The organism is Oribacterium parvum ACB1 (genome assembly GCF_000238055.2).
Classification (GTDB): Bacteria; Bacillota; Clostridia; order Lachnospirales; family Lachnospiraceae; genus Oribacterium; species Oribacterium parvum.
Window position 1 is genome coordinate 1,779,845 of record NZ_KE148312.1, and the last position, 14,550, is coordinate 1,794,394.

Below are 14,550 nucleotides of genomic sequence, written 5' to 3' on the forward strand. Positions count from 1 at the left end.
AAAAGAGATATTTCGGATTAAGAAAAAAACGAAGAATAAAAAAAGAAGAATAAAGAAAAATAATACAAAGAAATAAAGAAAAAGACGAGAAAGAGAAGAAAAGGGGAAGAAAATGGCTATTCGTACAATCAGAACCATAGGAGATTCCATTTTGGAGAAAAAAACCAAACCGGTGAAGGAAATGACAGAACGTCTTCAAGAATTGATTTCCGATATGTTTGAGACTATGTATGATGCAAACGGTGTGGGTCTTGCCGCTCCTCAGGTGGGAATTCTGAAACAGATATTTGTGGTGGATATCGGCGATGGCAACCGTTATGTTGCGATTAATCCGGAGATTCGAACTCTGGGAGAAGAGGTACAGACGGGAGAAGAAGGCTGTCTTTCCGTTCCGGGAAAGGAGGGAATTGTTACCCGTCCGATGAAGATCGAGGTGAAGGCCTTAGATCAAAATATGCAGGAATATACGCTGGAAGCAAGCGGCTTTTTGGCAAGGGCTTTTTCTCATGAAAATGACCATTTAAACGGAATTCTCTATACCGAGAAAGTAGAGGGAGAGCTGGAGGATGTAGTTTATGAGGAATTGGACGAGGAGGAAGCGATTTGAAAATAGTCTTTATGGGTACTCCTGATTTTGCTGTGGAAAGCCTGGAAGCCATTCATGAGGCAGGTCATGAGATCCTCATGGTTGTAAGCCAGGAGGATAAGGCAAAAGGAAGAAAGGGAATTATAGAAAAGACTCCGGTTAAAAAAGCTGCGGAAAGCTTAGGCATTCCCGTTCTGTCCACCAAGCGATTAAGGGAGGATAGAGACTGTATAGAGCGAATCCGAAGTCTTGCTCCGGATTGTATAGTTGTTACAGCCTTCGGACAGATTTTACCGAAGGAGGTACTCGATATTCCAAGAATCGCCCCCGTTAATGTCCACGCTTCTTTGCTTCCTCGCTATAGAGGTGCGTCCCCGATTCAGCAGGCTGTTCTCATGGGGGATAAGGAAAGCGGTATTACGACGATGCGTATGGCAGAGGGGTTAGATACGGGAGATATTCTTGTACAGGATAAATTGAACTTAGAGCCCGGAGAGACTGCCGAGAGTCTCTTTCTTAAGTTAGGGACACTATCTCGATCTTCTATCATAAAAACTCTGGAAGAACTGGAAAAGGGAGGAATAAGTCCTATTCCGCAAAAGGAAGAAGAAGCAAGTTATACAGGAATTATTAAGAAAAAGGACGGCTTTATCAATTGGAATCTGGAAGCAATCGTAATAGAGAGAAAGGTGAGAGGCTATATTCCCTGGCCCAATGCAATCAGTATTCTTCCCAATGGGAAGAGCTTTAAGATTTGGAAGGCGGATGTAGTGGAAGAAAAGAGAGAAGCCTTACTTTCTTTGGGGAAGATACAAACAGAGGATATTGAAAAATATTTGGCTGAAAAGATGCAGGAAGCCTATATTCCGGAAGAGGGAAGAGGCGAGTTTTTCAGTTCAAAAGACAAAAAGGAACTATTTGTAACTACGGGAAAAGGTCTTTTAAAAGTAGAGGATCTTCAGGTAGAAGGAAAGAATAGGATGCCTGCCGCAGAGTTCTTAAGAGGATATGTAGTTGGAGACGGAAAAAAGAGATAAAAACAAAAAAAGAAGTTTTCGGAGGGAAAAGCGGCAAACAGGAGAAGGGCAAGCTCATCGTGAGCCTGTTCTTCAGCAGAAAACGGAAAGAGAAGCAGTGATAGAGCTGCTTTATTCCGTATTTGAAGAAGGTGTATTTTTACACTTGGCTTTACGGAGGCTCTTTGCGGAAGCTCCCTATTTTGATACTCGAAAAAGAGCCTTTATTACCAAGCTTAGTCATGGAACAGTGGAACGATATATTCAACTGGATTATTTTCTTTCACTTTATTCGAAAACGCCTATTGAGAAGATGAAGCCTATTCTCTTGCAGGCAATGCGCCTTTCCGTTTATCAACTTCTTTTTTTGGATAAGATTCCGCCTCATGCGGCCATTAATGAGAGCTTAAATTATTTAAAGAAAAGAAAATTACAGGGACTTGTTCCTTTTGCCAATGCAGTTTTACGAAATATCAATAAGGATAAAGAGCGATTACTCGAAGAACTTAAGTCCAAGCACAGGGAGGATGCGATTGGTCTTGCCTTACCCGATGCACTTTTTTCATTCTTAAAGAAGGACTACGGCTTAGAGGATACCATACGAATTGCAAAGGCTTTCCTTTCTGAGGAAGGAGGCTTTTTCATCCGCAATGAAAAAGGAGAAGGAGAAAGGGTTTCCGGAAATATCATGGAAGAAGAGCGTTTTCTTTCGGGCGATGTGACTATTCAGGACTTATCCTCTCAAGAGGTAGCGAAGCTTGCTCATCTGAAAGAAGGAGCTAAGATTTTGGATTGTTGCAGTGCTCCCGGAGGAAAGGCCTGTCATCTTGCAAGTCTTTTTGGAGAAAGTGCCGTGGTTTACGCAAGGGATGAAAAGCAGGATAAACTCTACCTTATCGAAGAAAATCAAAAACGTCTGGGGTTAAAGAATATGCGGATAGAAGCCTGGGATGCCAGGGTGGAGGATCTTCAATTTTTGGAAAATGGAGAAGGTTGTCTGGATTTGGTTCTTTGCGATGTACCCTGTTCGGGACTTGGAGTAATCGGGAAAAAAGCGGATTTACGTCTGCATTTTTCAGAGGAAGGAGTAAAGTCTCTTCAAAAATTGCAAAGAGAGATTCTCTCTACGGTGCAGAAGTATGTAAAGCCGGGAGGACAGCTGATTTACTCTACCTGTACGCTTTCCAAGGCGGAAAATGAGGAAAACAGGGATTACATTCTTTCTCATTTTCCTTATAAACTCGAGAAAGAAAAAAAATTTTATCCGGGAGAGCCCGGAGACGGATTTTACTATGCGAGCTTTATAAAAAAAGCTAAAGCATAATCAAAAGCAAAGATATAAAATAGGGTTCAATCAATAGAGTTTAAAAAGAAAAAAGTCATTATCAACATAAAGATAGCTTTTACTCAATGTCCATATAGGAAGAGGAGAATGCAAAATTTAAGGGATTTAGAAGAAAATGAAATAGAGGCATGGGTGCTGGAACAGCATTTTCCAAAGTACAGAACTAAGCAGATTTTTCAGTGGGTACAGGAAAAGGATGTCGAGGACTTTCAGGCGATGGAGAATTTGCCTAAGGACTTAAGGGAGAAACTCAGCAAGGACTTCACCCTTAAGCTCCCGAAGCTCTATCGCCGTTATGTTTCTCAAATCGACGGTACGGAAAAGTTCCTTTTCGAATTGTCGGATGGACATCGAATCGAGTCCGTCTTTATGGAATACCGCCATGGAAATACCGCTTGCATATCCACGCAGGTCGGCTGCAAGATGGGCTGTGCTTTTTGTGCTTCAACTCTATCCGGTCTGGCAAGAAATCTAAGTTCCGGAGAGATGCTTGGGCAGATTGTGGCCATGGAAAAAATAACGGGCAAGAAGATATCCAATGTGGTTCTTATGGGATCGGGAGAGCCTTTAGACAATTATGACGAGGTACTTCGATTTATTCGCTTAATCAGTGGTAAAACGGGAAGAAATCTTTCTCAGAGAAATATAACGCTTTCCACCTGCGGGATTGTGCCGAAGATTCGAGAGCTTGCCGAAGAAGGCCTAGGAATTACTTTGGCTTTAAGTCTTCATGCCTCCACGGATGAAAAGCGAAAGAAAATTATGCCGATTGCCTATCGATATGCTCTTTCCGATGTAATGGATGCGGTTCGCTTTTATTTTCAGAAGACGGGAAGAAGAGTCAGCTTTGAATATGCTTTGGTGCTCGGCATGAATGACGGCGAGGAGGATGTACTTGCGCTTACAAAGCTTTTAAAGAAAAAGGGAGTCCATTTTCCCGCCCATGTCAACCTGATCCCGGTGAATCCGATTAAGGAAAGAGATTTTAGCGCGCCGGATCGAAAAAAAATTCAGCGCTTTAAAGAAGGCTTGGAAAAAAATGGCATTGCTTGTACTATAAGAAGAGAAATGGGAAGCGATATCTCCGGCGCTTGCGGACAGCTAAGAAGGGATGCAGAGCTGGAAGAAAGGGAAGACTGATGCAGTTTTTTGCGAAGACCGATCAGGGGAAAATGAGAAAAATGAACCAGGACTTTCTTTTTGCGACAAAGGAAGCTCTCGGTGTATTTCCGAATTTGTTTTTGCTGGCGGACGGGATGGGAGGTCATAAGGCGGGAGATTATGCGTCTCGCTATTTAGTGGAAAGTCTTGCCTCCTATGTTACAGAGAGCTCGGGAGAAAGTCCGGTGCATTGCTTGGATAAAGGAATAGAACGCATCAATGCTGAATTATATTCCTTGTCTCAAAATAATGTTAACCTGCACGGAATGGGAAGTACCCTGGTTACGGCATTTGTGGAGGATCGTGTTCTCTTTCTTGCCAATGTTGGGGACAGTAGAGCCTATATTTTTCGTAAAAACCGATTGAAGCAGCTTACGAAGGATCACAGCTATGTGGAGGAAAAGATAAGGCGCGGAGAAATGGTGCGCGGTTCCAAAGAATATTATACGCATAAAAACTACATTACCCGTGCCGTAGGAGCGGAGAGGCAAGTGGCAGTGGATTTTTTTGAGGAAGAGCTGGAAGAAGGAGATTTATTTTTTCTCTGTTCTGACGGTTTAAGCAATATGGTAGATAGTGAAAGTATCGCACAGATTTTAAAGGAAAAGGTAAGTCTGGAAGAAAAAGGACAGGCACTGATTGATTTGGCCAATATCAATGGGGGAAAAGATAATATTGCTTTGATTTTAGTCAACCCGTTTGGAAAGGAGCAGGGAAGATGAAGATAGAGAAGGATGCCCTGCTTCAAGGGCGTTATCAAATAGAAGGTCTTATAGGGGAAGGCGGAATGAGCTATGTCTATAAGGCAAAGGACAAAAAATTGGGACGTATCGTTGCCATTAAAGTGCTGAAAGAACAGTATGCGGAAGATAAGGAATTTATCAGTAAATTTCAGGAGGAAGCAAGGTCTGCGGCAAAACTGAATCATTTAAATATTGTATCCACCTTTGATACGGTAGATGAAGGGAATCTTCATTTTATCGTTATGGAACTTGTAGAAGGCGTTACCCTTAAGAATTTTATTCAGAGAAAGGGAAGACTTAGCGAGAGAGAATCCATCGGAATTGCTTTACAGTTAATTGACGGAATCGATATTGCGCATAAGATGGGTGTGATTCATCGTGATATAAAACCGCAAAACATTATTATCAGTACGGAAGGGGTAGTAAAGATCGCAGACTTCGGTATAGCAGGAGTTGCCAGTCAGGAAGCGGCAAATACGGCTGTTATGGGATCGGTTCATTATATATCTCCGGAGCAGGCAAAGCGGGGAATCAGTGATGCCCGCTCGGATATCTATTCCTTCTCCTGCGTACTTTACGAAATGTTGACGGGGAAGGTGCCGTATGCAGGAGAAGATTCCATGTCTGTGGTATTTTCACACTTGGAAGATCCTATTCCAAGAGTAAGGGATAGTGTAAAAGAGCTTTCGAAAGCCATTGATTATATTGTGTGGAGAGGAATGCAAAAGAAGGCCTCTCTTCGTTATCAGAATATTTCCGATATGGGAGAGGACCTGCAGCTTGCCCTTGATGATCCGGAAGGCAGTTTCCTTTCGGAAAGAGAAGAGGAAGGAAGCAGGATTTTCGGCAGAAAGGAAATGGACCAAGGCATCAGCAATCTTTACAAGGGGCTTGCGATTGCATCTGTTATTTTGATTGCAGGAGTTTTTCTCTTCCTCGGCTACAAGGTGGTAGGGGTTCTTCGTTCTGTAAAAAGCATTTCAGGTGAGTCGGAAACAGCAATGAAAGTGACGGAAGAAAGTACGCAGGTAGCCATTACCATTTCCGCCTTAGACAATCTTCTTCCGGAAATCGTAGGAAAAACGGTGTCGGAAGCGGAGGATTTTTTATCGAATTATGATATCCATATTTATCCGGAAAAGGAAGAATACTCCGATCAATATGAAGAGGGACAGATTATCTCTTATCCCGGCGGGAAATACAGTACGCACAGTCGTCTTTATGTTACCCTCTCCAAGGGACCGAAAGATATCCGCTTTTATGATCCGAGTGCTCCTTCGGACTTAAGTGAACTGCAAAAGATGAGTCTTTCCGACTTGGAAATCAAGTTAAAGGATAGAAAGATTGCCTATACGGTTGTGGAAGAAGCTTCCGATACGGTAGAAAAGGGCTATATCATCCGTACCAATAAAGCCAGTACCAAGGAGCCCGGGGAATTACTTATCACGGTAAGCAGCGGCCAAAGTACAGCGCCTGTTCTTATGCCTGATTTGACTAATCTTAGTGAGGAAGAGGCTATTAGCGTATTAGAAGAAGAAGGGCTTACTCTGGGTAATATCAGTTATATTCCCAGCAATACAGTGGAAAAGGGATATGTAATAAGTCAAAGTGTTCCAACGGAAACCTATGTGGAAACAGGTCAGGCTATTTCTTTTAGTGTAAGCTCCGGTTCGGAAGGAAAGTCCAGAAACGGACAGGAAAAGGCTTGGGTATCGAGTATCAATCAAAGTGTGAGTATCGGTAGCGGCGGTCCGGGGGTTTCCGGTACGGTATTGGTTGTAGTGTATCTTAAACAGGATATTAACGGAGAGACCCGTTATACTACCTTACAGTCTGCAAGAACCTATGCATTGGGGAGTGAAATGCAGCTAAGTTTAAATCGAATTGCCGGAGCAAGTGGTGTTTCCAAGGGAACCATTGAGGTTGTGGATGCTGAAAATGATCGAATTTTAGCATCTTATGATTTAGACTTCCACCCGGAGGGCTAGCATGGTAGGAAAAATCATCAAAGGCGTAGGTGGATTTTATTATGTACATACAAAGTCCGGCGTTTATGAATGCCATGCTAAGGGACTCTTTCGAAATAAAAAAGAAAAACCCTTGGTGGGGGACATGGTGGAGCTTTGTCCTGTTCCGGATAGTGAAAAGGAACATTGCGGACAGATCTTAAATATTTTGGAAAGAAAGAATTCTTTGATTCGTCCTTTGGTTAGTAATATTGATCAAGCTGTGCTGGTTTTTTCGCTAAAGAGTCCCGATCCTTCCTTTCCCTTAATCGATCGCTTTCTTTTGCATTTGGAGGTGCGAGAGATTCCTTGTCTTATCTTCTTTAATAAAAAGGATCTTTTGGAAGAGAAGGATGCAGCATTTGTTAATGAGATAAAGTGCATTTATGAAAAGGCGGAAATCCCCGTATACTTCTTTCAAGGGAATACAGAGAGGGATAAAGAGGCGATATTCTCTCTTCTAAAGGGGAAGACGACGGTATTTTCCGGACCGTCCGGAGTAGGAAAATCTACGATAATCAATCTTCTTCTTGGAGAAGAGCGTATGGAAACGGGGGAGCTTTCCGAGAAGATTTCTCGTGGAAAAAACACAACGAGACATGCGGAATTTTTTGCAATAGCTGAAGACAGCTATGTCCTTGATACTCCAGGCTTTACATCCCTTTTTCCGCCGGAGATATCACCGGAAAATCTTCGCTATTTTTATCCCGAGTTTGAAAAATATAGAGAAACATGTCACTATAACAGCTGTGTGCATATCGGAGAACGAAAAGCGGACTGTGCAGTAAAGAGGGCGGTTGCGGCAGGGATGATTTCCGACAGGCGCTATGAGAGCTATAAAAAGCTGTATTTGGAACTGATAGAGGAAAGAAAGCAATAGTTGTAAAAATTTATAGAAAAGAAAGAGAGAAAAAAATGCGAAACAGATTGTCTCCATCCGTCCTGGCGGCGGATTTCGGAGCTTTGAGAGAAGATTTGAGAACAGCGGAAGAAGCGGGGGCGGAGAGCTTTCACTTTGATATTATGGACGGCCACTTTGTTCCGAACATTTCTTATGGAGCGAGTATAGTTTCTGCTCTTAGAAAGGATTCTCGAGCTTTTTTTGATGTACATCTGATGGTGGAGAATCCGGACTTTTATTTTCCGATTTTTAAAAAGGCGGGGGCAGACAGAATCTGTTTTCATGTAGAAGCAACTCCGCATTTGGATCGTTCCTTAAATGCCATAAAGGAGCTTGATATGGAGGCGGGACTTGCAGTGAACCCGGCCACTTCTCTTTCTACAGTGGAGGAATTGCTTCCTGTTTGTTCCTACATACTTCTTATGAGTGTGAATCCGGGCTTTGGAGGACAAAAGTTCATTCCGTACAGCCTTGACAAGCTTCGTCGTCTTAGGGAGATGGCTGAGGAGAGAGATTTGGAATTGGAAATTGGGGTGGATGGCGGAATCGGCTTGGAAAACATTGCTTCTGTACTGGATGCAGGGGCGAACTTCATTATTGCAGGTTCTTCCGTTTTTTCCGAAAAAGACAAAATTACGGAGAAGGTGGAGGCCTTTAATCGCTTCATTAAGCCCTGATCATGTTTTGGATAAGGTAGAAAATAATGCTTCTTCAGGCTTGGCTGTCTTGAAAAAGCGTGAACTTCCGTTTATATTTATCAAATGAAGAAAAATGGAAACAGGAAAGATGTTTTATACGAGTAGTGGATACTGCTCGTTTTGACTTAGAGAAATGGAGGGCAGTATGCTGGATATTAAATTTTTACGAGAGAATCCTGAATTGGTGAAGGAAAATATTAAAAAGAAATTTCAGGATGAAAAATTAAATCTTGTGGATGAAGTAATCGGCCTGGATGTGGAAGCCAGAAAAGTGCAGATGGAGGCGGATGAACTGAGAAGCAAGAAGAATCAGGTTTCCAAGCAGATTGGTGCCCTCATGGCAAAAGGTGAAAAGGAAGAAGCGGAGAAGATAAAGGAAGAAGTTGCCGCCTTCTCCAAAAGACTTGCTGAACTGGAGGAGAAGGAACCGGTATTGCAGGAAGAGATCATGAAGCGCATGATGGTCATCCCCAATATGATTGATGCCAGTGTGCCTATCGGAAAGGATGATAGCTGTAACGTGGAAAATGAGCGTTTTGGAGAACCGCTTGTTCCGGATTATCCTATTCCTTATCATGCAGATATTATGGAAAGCTTTGGCGGACTGGATATGGATGCTGCAGGAAGAGTTGCCGGAAACGGTTTCTACTATCTGGTAGGAGATATGGCAAGACTCCACTCTGCTGTGCTTTCCTATGCAAGAGATTTTATGATTGACAGAGGATTTACCTATGTGATTCCTCCTTATATGATTCGATCCAAGGTGGTAGACGGTGTAATGTCCTTCGCGGAAATGGATGCCATGATGTATAAGATTGAAGGGGAGGATCTTTATCTTATCGGTACTTCGGAGCATTCTATGATCGGAAGATTTATCGATCAGATTTTACCGGCAGCTTCCCTACCGTTAACCCTGACCTCTTATTCCCCCTGCTTCCGTAAGGAAAAGGGATCTCACGGAATTGAAGAGAGAGGTGTATATCGCATTCATCAGTTTGAAAAGCAGGAAATGATTGTCGTATGTGAGCCGGATGATGCAATGAATTGGTATCAGAAGCTATGGCAGAATACGGTGGATTTCTTTAGAAGCTTGGAAATCCCGGTAAGAACTTTGGAGTGCTGCTCCGGAGATTTGGCTGACTTAAAGGTAAAATCCTGTGATGTAGAAGCCTGGTCTCCCAGACAAAAGAAGTATTTTGAGGTAGGCTCCTGCTCGAACTTGGGGGATGCACAGGCCAGAAGATTAAAGATTCGTGTAAAGGGAGAGGATGGAAAGAACCACTTGGCCTTTACTTTAAACAATACCTGTGTAGCACCACCCAGAATGCTCATTGCTTTTTTGGAGAATCATTTACAGGCAGATGGAAGTGTAACCGTTCCGAAGTCTTTACAACCGTACATGGGAGGAAAGGAAGTTTTAGTTCCAAAGTACAATTCCATTGAAAAAGCAGGTAAAGCAGAGTAAGATTCTTTTTTAACTGCTGTTTTGAAGAATTATTCTAAATGGAAAGTTTTTAAAAGAAAAAATAGATGTAACGAAGAAGCCGTTCTTTCTGTCATACAAAGAGAACGGCTTTTTTCGTTGATAAATTTATTGCTATCCTCTATACTTTTACGAAAAGAACAGAGGAGACCAAATAAGCGGGAAAGCTGAGAAAGAGAGCGCGGAGTCCCGTCGTTCATGACAGAAACTCACAGAGGAATTTTAGAAAGGACTAGTATGGAGCCCATCATTTCGGTGCGGAATTTGAAGAAAATCTTCACCATAGGAGACAACAAAGTTCCGGCCTTAAACGGACTGGACTTTGATATATATCAGGGAGAGTTTATAGCTATAGTCGGTACTTCCGGCTCAGGAAAATCTACTTGTTTAAATATGTTGGCCGGACTGGAGAAGCCCAGTGAGGGAATAATTCATATCGTTGGAGAAGAGATAGAGAAGATGAATGAGTCGGAACTGGTTACTTTCCGAAGAAATCATGTCGGATTCATTTTCCAAAGCTATAATCTGATTCCTTTTTTGGATGCCGTGGAAAACGTTGCCATGCCTCTGATGTTTCGAGGGGTCGGAAAAGAAGAAAGAAATAAGGCGGCCTTACATTATCTGGAGCTTATGAATATTGCGAAGGAAGCAAACCATACACCGAATCAGATGTCCGGCGGACAGCAGCAGAGAGTGGGAATTGCGAGAGCGCTCGTCATTGATCCGGAAATCATCTTTGCGGATGAGCCTACGGGAAATCTGGATTCGCATACCACGGAAGAGGTGCTTACTCTCATGAGAAAGATAGTAGAGGAGCAGAAAAAAACCTTGATTATGGTAACGCATGATCCCCATATTGCATCTTGGTCGGACAGGCAGCTTCGAATCGTGGACGGAAGAATCGTGGAAACAGTACTTAGAGAAGGCAGTAAGATAGAGGAAGAAATTTTAGAAAAAAACGGGGAGAGACCCTTTACGGTGGTGCATCCCTTAAATACAGAGAAAAAGAGTGAGGGAGAGAATGATGAAAAACACAGTTAATAGGGAAAATGTAAGGGATGGCGGAAAAAACGGATTTTTGAAGAAGACAGTTAGAGGGACGCTTCTTTTACTTTTAAGTTTTTCCATGCTCTTTGTCTTTCTTATGGAGAAGAAGTCCTATGCATCTTACGTCAATACCAACTTAAATACATTTTTTCATGATGTACAAAATATCCCTACAGGCTATCCCGGACAGCAGATGGAAGTAAAGGTGCGTGTAGGTTATAACGGTGTAAACGGACTGGCGAATCCCAACACGGATGAGATCAAGAATGTTCGTGTTCGTCTTTCCAACGACCAAAGCTACCTTACAACGAAGAACAGTCCTTCAAGAACGAATAAGGATAATCCCTACAAAAATGCCGGAGAGGATGATGAGCAGGGAGAGGCACAAAAGGACGCATGGGACGAGGGATATAAAGCAGGAAAGAACAATGCCTATAAAAACGGGTTAAATTACGTATATCCGGTAGACGGCGGTGTTTATCCTTTTGAGGTAAATGCTTCCTTATTTACACAAGAAAAGACCTTGTCCAGTCTGAAAAAAGGAGAGTATCAGGAACTCAGCTTTACTGTAAATGTTCGTTCGGATGCTTTAAAGATGAAAGACAGTGCGGGAAATAGCAGCGACGGATACTTCGGTGTACCCTTTACTATTTGGTATACTGATGGAAACGGACAGGAGCAGAACCGTACCGAATTTGTCAATGTTTTTATTACGGAGAGCGGAGAGGTAAAGGACTCCGGAACCAAGCAGGTAGAAAAGACTTTTATTGTCGGAGAGAATCAGTTGACTCCGAGCGGAAATTATCCGGCTGTAATGAACTTTTCTGTTAACTTCAGAAATCAAAGCAGAAATGCTCTTTATGACGTTAAGGTAAAGCTGAATACTACTCTTTCCGAGAAGGATGCCGTTCAGCTTACGGCAAATCCGAAGTCGGACGCACAAAAGGATTTTCCATTTGCTATAAATGAGGCAAATTATGACAGAGATTTTACCGTGGTAAATCCGGGTGAAACCATCAGCCCAGAATATTCTATGGCCATTAAATCCAATACTGCAAGCGGCTATTATCCGCTTTCCTATACAGTGAGCTATAAGTCTGCACCGGGAGGAAATGTTACGATTAGCGATACTTATTCTTTTTATGTCAATATTCGTAATGCTACTATGATTCAGGCAGATCAGGAAAAGCTCGGAGACTTTAATGTCAATGACAGAACAAAGGCAAGACTGATTGTGAGCTCTTATAGAACAGAGCCCGAGAAGGTTTATGCAGGACAGGAATTTAAGCTTTTCTTGACGATGAAAAATGCGTCCACCTCTATTGCGGCAAGCAATATTCTCTTTACTTTAACCTCGGAGAAGAGTCAGGATACGGCTGTGTTTGCTATTGCCGACGGAGCCAATTCCTTTGTGGTGAATTCTTTGGCAGCAGGAGCGGAAACGGAACTTACTTTAAATGTGAAAGCCAATTCCGGTGTAGACCCCAAGTCCTATGTTATGACTATTAATGAAAAATACGATTCTCCCGCTTTTAAGAATGCGGAGGAGAAGGTGGATATCGATATTCCGGTAAACCAGACTGCTCGTATGGGATTTTCTAATTTCAGTGTAACACCGGAATCGGTAAGTGTAGGCAGTGAGTCCAATGCCATGTTTGGAATCAATAACACCGGAAAGGTGATTCTTTATAATGTAACAGCCACCTTCCAAAGTGATTACATTAAGAAAGCGACCTCCTATGTAGGAAATATAAAACCCGGAGAAACGGGAAATGTGGATGTCATGCTTTCCGCTATTAAGGCCACAGAGGATGATGATACAATTCCGGTAGAAATTCAGTATGAGGATGTAAACGGGAATAAATTCACTGAGAAAACGGAGATTAACCTGACCGTTACGGAACAGGAAGAAACACAGGCTACGGATGATATGGATAAAATGGATGTCCAGGAGCCGAAGTCCTCCTTCCCGACACCGGTAGCAGGCGTGATTCTGGCAGTTGCAGCAGTTGGTGCAGCTTCGTATTTTGTGAAAAAGAATAAAGGAAAGAAAAAATAATGAAGTTACTAGACTTATTTCTTCTGGCTTTATCCAATCTTAGAAGAAGAAAGATAAGAACCTTACTGACGGTACTCGGTGTAGTTATCGGTACAGCTTCTATCGTAGTCATGGTAAGTCTCGGTCTTGGTATGAGTGAAAACCTTTTGCGTTCTTTTCAGAGTGCCGGTTCTCTTACGATGATTACGATTACGAACTATGGCGGTATGGGAGAGAATGCGAAAAACAAAGTGGAACTGACCGATGACAGTATTAAGTCCTTTGAATCTATTCCGCATGTTACCGGTACATCTCCTTCACTTGAGATTTATGTTACGGCGAAGGTCGGTGCTCTACAGGGAGATTTCAGTGTGCGCGGTGTTTCTCAGGCATATTTTCAACAAATGAAGCTGAAGGAAGGTACCTTTCCGAAGAAGGGAGACGCCGAACTCGGTTTGATATACGGCAATACCGTAGCAGGTTCTTTTCACAAGGGAAACAACTGGGATAAGAATTACACAATAGATCCGATGAAGGATACGCTTTTCTACATTTTCCCGGAAGTGCAGGATACGAGTAAAAACGGTGCAACGCAGAGTGAAGGCGGCCAGGATAAGCCGCAAAAAAAATATATCATAAAAACAGTGGGAGTAATGGAAGGAAGCGCAGAGGACTATAGCGAGGACTCAAGCTATGTATATGCCGATTTGGATAGTTTAAAGGCCTTCCTGAAAAAGATTTATAAGAAAAGTTTAGTACCGAATCCGAAGACCGGAAAAAACGGAAAGCCCTTACGTTACTACTCCTATGACCAGGCCTATGTCTTTGTTGATAATATGAACAATGTAGCCGATGTACAGAAGCAGATTACGGATATGGGCTACTCCTGTTATTCGCAGGTGGAGTGGCTAAAGCAGGCACAGGAGCAGATTAAGACAACGCAGCTTGTACTGGGTGGAATCGGTGCGGTTTCTCTCCTTGTTGCGGCAATCGGTATCATGAATACCATGATGATGTCCATCTTTGAACGAACCAAGGAAATTGGAGTGATGAAAGTCTTGGGCTGTGATATGGGAGATATTCGCAATATGTTTCTGACGGAATCCGCTTTAATCGGAATCCTCGGAGGAATAGTCGGCATTGTTCTAAGCTATGCAGTATCTCTAATCATCAATATGCTGGCTACCGGCGGAGGAGATATGGTGGACAGCTATACCGGCGGGGGCGGTGGAAATATTTCCACTATTCCGCTTTGGCTGACGATTTTTGCCATCGTCTTTGCGATGCTTGTGGGCATGCTTTCGGGATACTTCCCCTCTGTGCGTGCCATGAAGCTCAGTCCGCTTGCGGCAATACGAAATGAATAAATTGCAAATAGGATTTAAGTCGTACAATTTAAAGCAAAAGAAGGTTTTGCGACATATATTTGCGAAGAATAAATCTTGTCTTGTTTCATGAATGGGAAAATGATACAATTTTCCCATTCTTTTTGTGTATCATGTTTAGATGTTTTTTAGTGAAAGGGA

12 protein-coding genes are annotated in these 14,550 nt (G+C 42.6%); all 12 read left to right on the top strand.

Going from position 1 to position 14,550, the window contains the following annotated elements; all coding sequences use genetic code 11:
- The first annotated feature begins 112 nt into the window (after nt 1-112).
- On the top strand, nt 113-607 hold the full coding sequence (gene def / locus HMPREF9625_RS07915; protein WP_009534171.1) for a peptide deformylase: 495 nt from the start codon (nt 113-115) through the stop codon (nt 605-607).
- Nucleotides 604-1,623, top strand: a complete 1,020-nt coding sequence (gene fmt, locus HMPREF9625_RS07920; RefSeq protein WP_009534172.1) for a methionyl-tRNA formyltransferase — start codon at nt 604-606, stop codon at nt 1,621-1,623. Before def ends, fmt begins: the two co-directional genes overlap by 4 nt.
- Entirely contained in the window at nt 1,601-2,926 is a 1,326-nt protein-coding gene (locus HMPREF9625_RS07925) for a transcription antitermination factor NusB (RefSeq protein ID WP_009534173.1), read from the top strand. Before fmt ends, HMPREF9625_RS07925 begins: the two co-directional genes overlap by 23 nt.
- A gap of 108 nt (nt 2,927-3,034) precedes the next feature.
- The gene (gene rlmN, locus HMPREF9625_RS07930; protein WP_009534174.1) at nt 3,035-4,087 is read left to right on the top strand and encodes a dual-specificity RNA methyltransferase RlmN; all 1,053 of its coding nucleotides are present in this window, start codon (nt 3,035-3,037) and stop codon (nt 4,085-4,087) included.
- On the top strand, nt 4,087-4,830 hold the full coding sequence (locus tag HMPREF9625_RS07935) for a Stp1/IreP family PP2C-type Ser/Thr phosphatase (protein WP_009534175.1): 744 nt from the start codon (nt 4,087-4,089) through the stop codon (nt 4,828-4,830). The genes rlmN and HMPREF9625_RS07935 overlap by 1 nt, the downstream gene beginning before the upstream one ends.
- Nucleotides 4,827-6,839: a protein kinase domain-containing protein gene (locus HMPREF9625_RS07940; RefSeq protein ID WP_009534176.1), complete on the top strand. Its 2,013-nt coding sequence runs from the start codon at nt 4,827-4,829 to the stop codon at nt 6,837-6,839. The genes HMPREF9625_RS07935 and HMPREF9625_RS07940 overlap by 4 nt, the downstream gene beginning before the upstream one ends.
- A 1-nt stretch (nt 6,840) precedes the next feature.
- The gene (gene rsgA / locus HMPREF9625_RS07945; RefSeq protein WP_009534177.1) at nt 6,841-7,737 is read left to right on the top strand and encodes a ribosome small subunit-dependent GTPase A; all 897 of its coding nucleotides are present in this window, start codon (nt 6,841-6,843) and stop codon (nt 7,735-7,737) included.
- Between the two features lie 35 nt (nt 7,738-7,772).
- Nucleotides 7,773-8,435: a ribulose-phosphate 3-epimerase gene (gene rpe, locus HMPREF9625_RS07950; RefSeq protein WP_009534178.1), complete on the top strand. Its 663-nt coding sequence runs from the start codon at nt 7,773-7,775 to the stop codon at nt 8,433-8,435.
- Between the two features lie 166 nt (nt 8,436-8,601).
- Nucleotides 8,602-9,921, top strand: coding sequence for a serine--tRNA ligase (serS, locus tag HMPREF9625_RS07955; RefSeq protein ID WP_009534179.1), 1,320 nt, complete (start codon nt 8,602-8,604; stop codon nt 9,919-9,921).
- Nucleotides 9,922-10,176: 255 nt separating this feature from the next.
- Nucleotides 10,177-10,980, top strand: a complete 804-nt coding sequence (locus HMPREF9625_RS07960) for an ABC transporter ATP-binding protein (protein WP_009534180.1) — start codon at nt 10,177-10,179, stop codon at nt 10,978-10,980.
- The gene (locus tag HMPREF9625_RS07965) at nt 10,961-13,045 is read left to right on the top strand and encodes a COG1361 S-layer family protein (RefSeq protein WP_009534181.1); all 2,085 of its coding nucleotides are present in this window, start codon (nt 10,961-10,963) and stop codon (nt 13,043-13,045) included. Before HMPREF9625_RS07960 ends, HMPREF9625_RS07965 begins: the two co-directional genes overlap by 20 nt.
- Nucleotides 13,045-14,391 carry an ABC transporter permease gene (locus tag HMPREF9625_RS07970; protein ID WP_009534182.1) on the top strand — a complete coding sequence of 449 codons (1,347 nt, stop codon included), beginning with the start codon at nt 13,045-13,047 and terminating at the stop codon, nt 14,389-14,391. Before HMPREF9625_RS07965 ends, HMPREF9625_RS07970 begins: the two co-directional genes overlap by 1 nt.
- Nucleotides 14,392-14,550 lie beyond the last annotated feature (159 nt).

Coding starts and splice junctions, on each gene's coding strand:
- def (WP_009534171.1), top strand. CDS start 113: ATGGCTATTCGTACAATCAGAACCATAGGAGATTCCATTTTGGAGAAA.
- rlmN (WP_009534174.1), top strand. CDS start 3,035: ATGCAAAATTTAAGGGATTTAGAAGAAAATGAAATAGAGGCATGGGTG.
- HMPREF9625_RS07935 (WP_009534175.1), top strand. CDS start 4,087: ATGCAGTTTTTTGCGAAGACCGATCAGGGGAAAATGAGAAAAATGAAC.
- HMPREF9625_RS07940 (WP_009534176.1), top strand. CDS start 4,827: ATGAAGATAGAGAAGGATGCCCTGCTTCAAGGGCGTTATCAAATAGAA.
- rsgA (WP_009534177.1), top strand. CDS start 6,841: ATGGTAGGAAAAATCATCAAAGGCGTAGGTGGATTTTATTATGTACAT.
- rpe (WP_009534178.1), top strand. CDS start 7,773: ATGCGAAACAGATTGTCTCCATCCGTCCTGGCGGCGGATTTCGGAGCT.
- serS (WP_009534179.1), top strand. CDS start 8,602: ATGCTGGATATTAAATTTTTACGAGAGAATCCTGAATTGGTGAAGGAA.
- HMPREF9625_RS07960 (WP_009534180.1), top strand. CDS start 10,177: ATGGAGCCCATCATTTCGGTGCGGAATTTGAAGAAAATCTTCACCATA.
- HMPREF9625_RS07965 (WP_009534181.1), top strand. CDS start 10,961: ATGATGAAAAACACAGTTAATAGGGAAAATGTAAGGGATGGCGGAAAA.
- HMPREF9625_RS07970 (WP_009534182.1), top strand. CDS start 13,045: ATGAAGTTACTAGACTTATTTCTTCTGGCTTTATCCAATCTTAGAAGA.